The 9,053-nt window shown below is 44.7% G+C and carries 5 protein-coding genes and 1 pseudogene; 3 read left to right on the top strand and 3 right to left on the bottom strand.

The window, feature by feature from the left end:
• The first annotated feature begins 516 nt into the window (after window positions 1-516).
• On the top strand, window positions 517-2,829 hold the full coding sequence (locus DW083_RS17660) for a HAMP domain-containing sensor histidine kinase (protein ID WP_122333295.1): 2,313 nt from the start codon (window positions 517-519) through the stop codon (window positions 2,827-2,829).
• A gap of 3 nt (window positions 2,830-2,832) precedes the next feature.
• Here DW083_RS17660 and DW083_RS17655 read toward each other — a convergent pair.
• From DW083_RS17655 to DW083_RS17645, 3 genes and pseudogenes are all read right to left on the bottom strand, one after another.
• A pseudogene (locus DW083_RS17655) lies at window positions 2,833-3,614 on the bottom strand (amidohydrolase).
• Between the two features lie 4 nt (window positions 3,615-3,618).
• Complete coding sequence (locus DW083_RS17650) at window positions 3,619-4,164, bottom strand: 1-acyl-sn-glycerol-3-phosphate acyltransferase (protein WP_115499837.1); 546 nt, start codon at window positions 4,162-4,164, stop codon at window positions 3,619-3,621.
• 19 nt (window positions 4,165-4,183) lie between these two features.
• Window positions 4,184-4,468 carry a hypothetical protein gene (locus DW083_RS17645; RefSeq protein WP_115499838.1) on the bottom strand — a complete coding sequence of 95 codons (285 nt, stop codon included), beginning with the start codon at window positions 4,466-4,468 and terminating at the stop codon, window positions 4,184-4,186.
• A gap of 127 nt (window positions 4,469-4,595) precedes the next feature.
• On the opposite strand from DW083_RS17645, the gene DW083_RS17640 reads away from it, so the two are divergent.
• A complete protein-coding gene (locus DW083_RS17640) occupies window positions 4,596-6,254 on the top strand; it encodes a glycosyltransferase (RefSeq protein ID WP_122333294.1) in 1,659 nt (552 codons plus the stop codon).
• A 108-nt stretch (window positions 6,255-6,362) separates the two neighbouring features.
• Complete coding sequence (gene glgP / locus DW083_RS17635; RefSeq protein ID WP_115499840.1) at window positions 6,363-8,933, top strand: alpha-glucan family phosphorylase; 2,571 nt, start codon at window positions 6,363-6,365, stop codon at window positions 8,931-8,933.
• The last annotated feature ends 120 nt before the right edge of the window (window positions 8,934-9,053 follow it).

The raw sequence follows: 9,053 nt of genomic DNA, 5'->3' as shown, positions 1-9,053 counted from the left end.
CGACCGTGCTAATGTGTAGTGCACTCGGCACCTCGCGAAGATTAGCACGGTCGTAATGGCGATTTGGACGGTCGTAATTGGAAAGAGGACCGTCTTTAGGGCAAAAAACACCCTGAATTTCCTTGGGATATTTGGGACGCCGTCCGTTTTATTTTCAAATATTCGATTCTCCGGGAGTTAAGGTTTATCACATTGTCGGCGTTTCTGCCTTCCAACAATCAAAAAGAATGCTTTTCAGAACGGACTGCGCACCTCGTTTTTCCTATTGTCAGAAAGGGGAGCTTAAACCGTAAAAAGAGTCAATCCAAAATCGATCAAGATTTCAGACGAAATAGAAAAACGGCCGAAACAGGGGGTTATTGTAATATTTATATTTTATTCGGGAACTAATAATTACAGTTCACAAAAAACGCCACATAAACTTTGATTTTCAAACAATAATCACCTACCTTTGCCGAAAAATAAAAAAACAACATTAAATCTTAAATGATCTATTAGGGTAGAATTTTAAAATTTATGCAAAAAAATCAGACACTACATATTTATTTTCTGATTTGTATTCTATCAATCCTGACAGGTACATCCTGCAACGATTCCTATGAAAAGAGGAGGATATTAGTTATTCACTCATATGAAGCGGAATATGCCGGCTATAAACATAACGGAGAAAAGATACAACAACAGTTCCACCGGCAAAAAATCCACGCCGATATCCGGACTTTCTATTTGGACTGCGACAGTTATCGGGAAAAAGACGAGCTTAACCGGATGTATAACTTTCTGGACACCACTGCCAACTGGAAACCGGAGATTATCCTGGTGTATGACGACCAGGCCACTTATTCCCTGATGGCTTGCGAACATCCTTTGGTAAAGCAGACACCGGTCGTATTCGCGGGAGTCAACTATCCGAACTGGAAACTGCTCAAACAATATCCTAACGTTACCGGATTCTGGGACAAGCCGGAATTCATGAAAACCGTCGAACAGATAGAAAAGTTGTTCGGCCCCATGAGAATCCATTTTTGGCTGGACAACACCTATTTGGGTCGGCAAACCATGGAGCTATTTATCAGTGAGATAGACCCCTTACGCATGAAAGAATATGCCCCTTCTCTCAACGTCATAAATGAAAACGGTTTTTTTCACGTGCTAAGAGATACCATCCAACATAATAACCAACTATTCACAAACAACAGCATACTGCCGGCAAAGCCAGCACATACAATTTTCAATTTTATCAATTCAAGGGAAACCAGTTCCAATAATTTATTGTGGGTCTTATCCGGCTTGCACCGGCACTCGGTCTTCGTACAGAGCAAACGTGATTTCACATCCAAACGCCTCGGCCTGTTTGCCAGTAGCCCCACCTTTACCGTTATAAACGAAGGATTCGGAGTCGGAGAAGGATTGACAGGCGGATACCTGACCTCTACGGAAGATGAAATAAAGATATCTGTAGACAGGGCTATCGAGCTGTTAAGAGGCAAAGCCATATCCGAAACTCCAATCACCCAATCTCCCAAACAATTCGTACTGGACTGGATAGAAATGCAACGGTGGCATATCAGCAGAAAAAACATTCCAGCTTCCTACCAGATTATCAATATGCCGCTGACAGAGCGATATAAAACACTGTTCATAACGCTCGGCATCCTTCTGTTACTCATTGTCACGACGGTAATCCTGTCCCTTTTACGTCTCTACCGGAAAGAAAACAGGACCAAGAAGGAAACACAGAAAAGCCTGAGGAAAAGCGAACGATTCCTGTCTCTCGCCTTGAGCGGAGGAAAAGTTTTTGCCTATCAGCTCAAGGACTACACTTTCTATTTTGACAACGAGTTTTATACGAATGCCGGACTTGAACAAAAACCGATTCTGATAAACGAATACCTAGACCATTTGCATCCCGGTGATATCCAAGTCTTTAAAAAGGATATACAGAGAGCTTATTCCGGAGAAATCATGGAAAACATATCCCAGATACGTTGTAATTTCGACGGAAAGGGATACCAATGGTGGGAGTTCCGCTATACATATAATAAAGAAGATGATGCCTTCAATGGCCTCTGCCTGAATATTCAACAAAAAAAGAAGGCAGAACAGGAGCTCATAGAAGCCCGGCAAAAAGCGGAAGAATCCGATAAGATGAAGTCTACATTCCTGGCCAATATGAGTCACGAGATACGAACTCCTCTAAATGCCATCGTTGGCTTTTCCAATATCATCGCCAGCAATGAAGTTGAGTTGGAGATAGAAGAAAAGGTTGAATTTGTCAGGCTGATTAACAACAATTGCGATTTACTTTTGAAACTGATCAATGATATCCTTGATTTATCACGCATCGAATCCGGCCGTATGGAATTCACCTTCACCCGGCAAAATCTGACAACCTTGATAAACGACATTTATCAGACGCACCAGTTATTGCTTCCTGCCGAGGTCAAATTGATACAGGAAACACCCGAAACCCCTATATTTATAGAGACAGACCGGCACCGCCTGACACAAGTCATCACAAACCTCATTAACAATGCGGTCAAGTTTACCCAAAAGGGATATATTAAACTGGGCTATAAATACAGTGAAGCAGATTCGTCCGTATATATTACGATAGAAGATACGGGTATCGGTATCCCTAAAGAAAAGCAGAAAGCCATATTCGAGCGTTTCAACAAACTGGACGAGTTCGCCCAGGGGACAGGGTTGGGATTATCGATTTGCCAAGTGATTGTCAAACGCTTAAAAGGCCATATCACGTTGCAATCGGAAGAAAGAAAAGGCAGCCGGTTTACCGTCTGCCTCCCTTTGATAGATCATCAACAATAAGTTTTATTGTATAGAAAAGGTATCTGCATCTTTCCAAGCCGGAAACTTGGCTCGCAGATCATCCAGTTCGGTACGGGTCAGCGTACAGGTCCGAGTTACCTCTTCGCGTTTGCCGGCATCGGCCATCTTCTTCCTTTCGGGGAGAATACCATCGAGTCGCCGCGATAGACAAAACCTTTCCCGTCAATGCCTACCCGGTTTACGCCACAGACATATGCCATATTCTCCATTGCACGTGCCTGAAGAAGCGTTTTCCAAACCTTTTTGCGGGCTTCCGGCCAGTTGGCGACATAAATCAACAGGTCATATTCGTTGTTCACATTCCTGCTCCACACCGGGAAACGCAGGTCATAGCAAACTTGCAAACAGATATTCCAGTCCTTATACCGTACGATCGTCCGTGTGTCTCCAGCCGTGAAATGCCGGTCTTCACCGGCCATCCGGAACAAATGACGTTTATCATACAAATACGTTTCTCCTTCAGGAGTGATGAAAAAAGCACGGTTAAAATATTTACCATCCTCTTTTGCAATAAAACTACCGGCCACAGCCAGTTTATACTTCTTCGCCCACCCTTTAATAGTGGGGATAGTCGGGCCGTCCATCGTGTCGGCCAGTTTTTCAACTTCCATAGAGAAACCGGTTGTGAATGTCTCCGGCAAAATAGCGATGTCGGTCTTTCCACTGACACGCCGGAGCAATTCTCCATAATAACCCAGGTTTTCATCTCTGTCCTCCCAGATAATATGGGACTGGACCATACTGATTCGCAAATTGTCTGCCATAATATTAAATTTGAACAAAGTTTTCAGGATGACAAGCCGTCACCCCTCTGTAGTTCTTACGGATTTCATAGAGATCTTTCTCCACGTCACCCGTCGGATAGAATATCCCTTTAAAACCGGCCTCTTTCTTTTTATAATCCAAATAGGCCACCAGGATAGGAACATTGGCTTTCTGCGCGATAAAATAGAACCCTTTTTTCCACTCTTCCGCCCGCTTACGGGTTCCTTCCGGAGTAATGGCCAGTTGAAACTCTTCCCTGCTGTTGAAAAGTTCAACCATCTGGTCCGTCACCGACGTCCGTTTATGACGGTCGACAGGCACACCCCCCAGCCAGTTAAACAACAAATTGAACGGGAAAAAGAACCATTCTTTTTTAATCAAGAAACGAGCATTACGCCCGATCGAGGTGTAAAACAGTTTTCCGACTAAAAAATCCCAGTTACTGGTATGCGGCGCTACACATATCACGCATTTAGGCACATCTTCGACCACAGGTCCGAGTTTCCAACCCGCCAGGCGAAGAAGCGCCTTACTAATCGCTTTCTTCATTATTTGCGTTAATTTGCTCTTATTTGCTCAGCTCACCTATTTCTGTAGCGATAGCGTTTACTTCTGCTTGCAGATCAGCGAGCAATTTATTATAATACTCTTTCACACGCGCTTTGTTATCCTTTCCATCCGGACGGTTGGCACGACGAATATATTCATCCTGCATATCGAGTATTCTCGACATCACTGCGTCTGCCTTATCCGAATCCACGCCTGGGATATACAATTTACAAACCAATGCTTCTGAAAACAAATCGCCAGCCACATAGCTGATGTCTTTCTTTAAAATTCTTCTTTTAGCCATAGTCGTTTATATTAAAATACCCACAAATCTACATATTTCATTTATTAAACAAGCTCTATAGTTGAAAAAAAGACAAAAATTCGTATCTTTGCCCCCGCAAAATATCTGATTATAAACAAAATCGTTTATGGATAATATAACAACAACGCCAGAATATCTTTTTGAAAGCAGTTGGGAAGTGTGTAACAAAGTCGGAGGTATCTATACCGTCCTTTCAACAAAAGCGCATACGTTACAACAATCTTTTAAAGATAAATTAATCTTTATTGGACCAGATGTGTGGGCTAACACAAACGCCCCCGACTTTATCGAAGATGATATTCTGTTCGCTGAGTGGAGGGCTTATGCAAAGACCACGGGCAACCTGAAAGTAAAAGTAGGCCGATGGAATGTTCCGGGAACACCACCCGTAATATTAGTTGATTTCAAACCATTCTTCAAGGAAAGGGATGCCTTCTTCTATTCTATGTGGGAAAATTTCCGCGTAGACTCTATCCACGCATACGGCGATTACGACGAGTCTTGTATCTTCGCCTACTCCGTAGGTAAAGTAATTGAAAGCTTCTACCATTTCTATAAGTTGGAAGATAAAAAGGTCGCAGCCCTGTTCAACGAATGGATGCTGGGAATGGGTGCTCTTTACATCCAGAAACAAATTCCGGCAATAGCGACGCTCTTTACGACACATGCCACTTCCATCGGACGTTCCATAGCGGGCAATAACAAAGCATTGTACGCCTATATGGACGGCTATAACGGCGACCAGATGGCGAAAGAACTGAATATGGAAGCCAAGCATTCGCTGGAAAAACAGGCCGCCCATTATGTGGACTGCTTCACAACAGTGAGCGACATCACGGCCCGCGAGTGTAAACAATTGCTGGACAAAGCGCCGGACATCGTGACCCCGAACGGTTTCGAGCCGGATTTCGTACCGGAAAAAAAGGAATATGAAAAGAAACGTGCCGAAGCGCGCCATGCCCTGCTGAATGTAGCGGAAAAGTTATTAGGATGCCCCATTTCACCGGATGCATTCCTTGTCTCTACAAGCGGCCGCTACGAATATCGCAATAAAGGTATCGACGTCTTTATCGAAGCAATGAACCGGGTACGTACTTCCGGCAAGTTGCAACGCGAAGTGGTAGCCTTCATCATGGTACCCGCCTGGGTGCGCGATGCCCGTGCAGACCTGAAAGAAGTGATCGACAAAAATATCCGTACCACCTCCCCCATGCAGATGCCGTTCGTCACACATTGGCTGAACCTGATGGAGCAAGACAAGGTACTGAACTATATCTCGCATTCCGGATTCACCAATTCGGCAACCGACAAACTGAAAATCATTTTCGTACCCTGTTACCTGGACGGACGCGACGGCATCCTCAACAAACCGTACTACGACCTGTTGGTCGGTATGGACGCAACGGTCTATCCTTCGTATTACGAACCGTGGGGATACACTCCGTTGGAAAGTATCGCTTTCGGAATCCCGACCATCACGACCGATCTGGCCGGATTCGGACTCTGGGCTAAGAGACACGTGACAGGCAACGACATCAGCGAAGGTGTTGCAGTCGTGAACCGTGACGACTTTAATTATTTCGAAGTAGCAGACGCTATCACATCCTCCATCCTGACTCTCGTCAGCAAGAATAAAAAAGAAACGGTCGAGATACGGAAACGCAGTTTCGACCTGGCGGCAAAAGCGGAATGGAGCAAATTTATCGTCTATTATGAAGAGGCTTTCAGGATCGCTTTGGAGAATGCGGCCAAAAGAAATAATTAAAATAGGCTCATAATTAAACAGATAATCCCTATCTTTGCTGCGTTTTAAACAAAGATCAGAGATTCTATAATATTAAATTGAAATTGAAACATTTTAAACTTCACAATAATGAAAATCAAAGCGAATAACGCAAACAGCCCGATTTGGAAAGATGTTTATTCTCATTCTATGCTCCCCGAGCCATTACAGCCATTATACGAAATGGCAACAAACCTATGGTGGGTGTGGAACCATGAAGGAGCCAAATTATTCGGTAAGATCGACCCGGAACTGTGGGCCTCTACAGAAGGTAACCCCGTACTTTTACTTCAAAGCTTATCCTATAAACGTATTGAGGAAATTCTGGCAGATAACGTCCTGATGGCCGAAATCAAAGCTACTTACTCAATATTCAAGGATTATGTAAATGTTAAGCCGGACAAGACGAAACCGTCTGTTGCCTATTTCAGTATGGAATATGGTTTGACAAACGTTCTGAAGATTTACTCCGGTGGTCTGGGCGTATTGGCAGGTGACTACCTGAAAGAAGCCAGTGACAGCAATATCGACCTGACTGCTGTCGGTTTCCTGTACCGTTACGGTTATTTTACCCAATCCCTGTCTATGGACGGACAGCAGATTGCCAACTATGAACCGCAGAATTTCAACGCACTGCCTCTTACACAGGTGATGCAGGCTAACGGCGAACCGATGGTACTGGAAGTACCTTACCCCGGCCGTACCGTTTATGCCCACATCTGGAAAGTAAGCGTAGGACGCGTTCCTTTATATTTGATGGATACGGACATTCCTCAAAATAGCGAATGGGACCGCTCTATCACTCACCAGCTCTATGGCGGCGACTGGGAAAACCGTATGAAGCAAGAATACCTGCTGGGTATCGGTGGTATCCTGATGCTGAACAAGTTAGGTATCAAAAAACAGATCTACCACTGCAACGAAGGACATGCAGCCCTGATCAACGCACAGCGTTTGGTAGACTTCATTCAGAACGACGGTCTGACATTCAACCAGGCTCTGGAAGTTGTCCGCGCCTCTGCACTGTACACGGTTCACACTCCGGTTCCCGCTGGTCACGACTACTTCGACGAAGGTCTGTTCGGCCGCTACATGGGTGAATTCCCCGGCAAGTTAGGTATCAGCTGGCAGGAGTTTATCGACATGGGACGTGAAAACCCGGGGTCGAACGAAAAGTTCTCCATGAGTGTATTCGCATTGAATACATGCCAGGAAGCAAACGGTGTAAGCTGGTTGCACGGAAAAGTATCCCAGCGTATGTTCGCACCGGTATGGAAAGGTTACTTCCCCGACGAACTGCATGTAGGATATGTGACAAACGGCGTACACATGCCGACATGGGCTTCTACGGAATGGAAACGTTTCTTCGCAGAACATTTCGACAAGAAATTCTTCAAAGACCAGTCTAACAAGAAATACTGGGAAGCCATCCAGAACGTACCGGACGACGAAATCTGGGAAATCCGCAAGAGACTGAAGAACAAACTGTTCGAATACATCAAGAATCAATACAAGAGCAACTGGCTGAAAAACCAGGGCGATCCGGCAAAGGTTGTTTCCATCTTGGATAAGATCAACCCGAACGCTTTGATTATCGGTTTCGGACGCCGTTTTGCAACATACAAACGTGCTCACCTGTTGTTCACAGACCTGGACCGTCTGGCTAAGATCGTAAACAACGAAAAATACCCGATCCAGTTCGTATTCACAGGTAAAGCTCACCCGGCTGACGGTGGTGGACAAGGCTTGATCAAGCACATTGTCGAAATCTCACGCCGTCCGGAATTCTTAGGAAAGATTATTTTCCTGGAAAACTACGATATGCGTCTGGCCCGTCACCTGATTGCAGGTGTGGATGTTTGGTTGAACACTCCGACACGTCCTTTGGAAGCATCCGGTACATCTGGTGAAAAGGCAGAAATGAACGGTGTTCTGAACTTCTCCGTATTAGACGGATGGTGGTATGAAGGTTATAAAGAAGGTGCAGGTTGGGCTTTGACCGACAAGCGTACTTACGAAAACCAGCAGTACCAGGATCAGTTGGATGCTGCAACAATCTACCATACACTGGAGACACAGATCATCCCGACTTACTATGCAAAGAACAGTAAGGGATACTCTCCCGAATGGATCCAGTACATCAAGAACTCCATGTCTGAAATCGCTCCTGACTATACAATGAAACGTATGTTGGACGATTACATCAGCCGTTTCTATGACAAACTGGCAACCCGTTCCGCCCACTTGCGCGAAAATGACTTTGCTGAAGCAAAATCTCTTGCAGCATGGAAAGAAGAAGTGGTTGAACATTGGGATAGCTTCCAGGTAGAATCGTTTACAAGCTCTCAGGATTTGTCTATCGATGGTCCGGTAGTAGGAAAAGAATACACATTCAACCTGGTCATCGACCGCCACGAACTGCAAGGCATGTTAGGTGTAGATATGGTTGTTACCAAAGAAAACTCTGACACCCACCAGTTGGAACTGCTGTACGTCGAACATTTCAAACTGAAAAAAGAAGAAGGTTCCAAACTGTTCTTCGAACTGAAAACAAACCCGAGCGAAGCAGGTCTCCACAAAATCGGTTTCCGCGTTTACCCTGTAAACAAAGAATTGCCTCACCGCATGGACTTCGCTTACGTTCGCTGGATTCAGTTATAATCGAAACGATCCGATCCAAAATAAAAAAGGTTGTTCTCCTTCAAAGGGGGACAACCTTTTGTTGTTTATGTCATCAAATCAGTATAAAAAACCGAATTACCTCCATAGCAGCTCCCCGTA

This window comes from Parabacteroides sp. AF48-14, assembly GCF_003477465.1.
In the GTDB taxonomy this organism is placed as follows: domain Bacteria; phylum Bacteroidota; class Bacteroidia; order Bacteroidales; family Tannerellaceae; genus Parabacteroides; species Parabacteroides acidifaciens.
This window is presented reverse-complemented; position numbering and strand designations above follow the sequence as displayed.